A 1534-nucleotide genomic window follows, 5' to 3' on the forward strand; every position below is an offset into this window, starting at 1 on the left:
CTGACTCTTATACACAAGTAGCGCCCTGAACGGAACCATTCCCGTTTTCCAGGATCTGATCTTCCATGTGACCTCCTAACATGGTAACGATCATGATAACTTCTGCTCTTCATCGTGCGGCTGACTGGGCTAAATCTGTGTTCTCTTCGGCGGCGCTGGGTGATCCTCGCCGTACCACCCGTCTGGTTAACGTCGCCGCTCAATTGGCAAAATGTTCTGGAAAATCAATAACCATCTCATCAGAGGGCTGTGAAGCCATGCAGGAAGGCGCTTACCGATTTATCCGCAATCCCAACGTCTCTGCCGAGGCGATCAGAAAGGCTGGCGCCATGCAAACCGTCAAGTTAGCTCAGGCGTTTCCCGAACTGCTGGCCATTGAGGACACCACTTCTTTGAGTTATCGCCACCAGGTCGCCGAAGAGCTTGGCAAGCTGGGTGCTATTGGAGATAAATCCCGCGGATGGTGGGTTCACTCCGTTCTCTTGCTCGAGGCCACTACATTCCGCACCGTAGGATTACTGCATCAGGAGTGGTGGATGCGCCCGGATGACCCTGCCGACGCGGATGAAAAGGAGAGTGGCAAATGGCTGGCTGCGGCCGCAACTAGCCGGTTACGCATGGGCAGTATGATGAGCAACGTGATTGCGGTCTGTGACCGCGAAGCCGATATCCATGCTTACCTGCAGGACAAACTGACACATAAAGAGCGATTTGTAGTGCGCTCCAAGCACCCGCGCAAGGACACTGGCTCCGGATTGTATCTGTACGACCATCTGAAAAACCAACCGGAGCTGGGTGGCTATCAGATCAGCATCCCGCAAAAGGGCGTGGTGGATAAACGCGGTAAACGTAAAAATCGACCCGCCCGCAAGGCGAGCTTGAGCCTGCGCAGTGGGCGCATCACGCTAAAACAGGGGAATATCACGCTCAATGCGGTGTTGGCCGAGGAGATTAACCCGCCCAAGGGTGAGACCCCGTTGAAATGGTTGTTGTTAACCAGTGAACCCGTCGAGTCACTAGCCCAAGCCTTGCGGGTCATCGACATATACACCCATCGCTGGCGGATCGAGGAGTTCCATAAGGCATGGAAAACCGGAGCTGGAGCCGAGAGGCAACGCATGGAGGAGCCGGATAATCTGGAGCGGATGGTCTCGATCCTCTCGTTTGTCGCGGTCAGGCTGTTACAGCTCAGAGAAAGCTTCACGCTGCCGCAAGCACTCAGGGCGCAAGGGCTGCTAAAGGAAGCGGAACACGTAGAAAGCCAGTCAGCTGAAACGGTGCTGACTCAGGATGAATGTCAGCTACTGGGCTATCTGGACAAGGGAAAACGCAAGCGCAAAGAGAAAGCAGGTAGCTTGCAGTGGGCTTACATGGCGATAGCCAGACTGGGCGGTTTTATGGACAGCAAGCGAACCGGAATTGCCAGCTGGGGCGCCCTCTGGGAAGGTTGGGAAGCCCTGCAAAGTAAACTGGATGGCTTTCTTGCCGCCAAGGATCTGATGGCGCAGGGGATCAAGATCTGATCAAGAGACAG

At 55.0% G+C, this 1534-nt stretch carries 1 protein-coding gene; it reads left to right on the top strand.

Features of this window, described 5'->3' with window-relative positions:
• Nucleotides 1–92 precede the first annotated feature (92 nt).
• Complete coding sequence (locus tag OKC30_RS20840; RefSeq protein ID WP_041207141.1) at nucleotides 93–1523, top strand: IS4-like element ISAeme22 family transposase; 1431 nt, start codon at nucleotides 93–95, stop codon at nucleotides 1521–1523.
• Nucleotides 1524–1534: the final 11 nt, after the last annotated feature.

Source organism: Aeromonas sp. QDB18 (genome assembly GCF_027705325.1).
GTDB classification, from domain to species: domain Bacteria; phylum Pseudomonadota; class Gammaproteobacteria; order Enterobacterales; family Aeromonadaceae; genus Aeromonas; species Aeromonas caviae.

Coding starts and splice junctions, on each gene's coding strand:
- OKC30_RS20840 (WP_041207141.1), top strand. CDS start 93: ATGATAACTTCTGCTCTTCATCGTGCGGCTGACTGGGCTAAATCTGTG.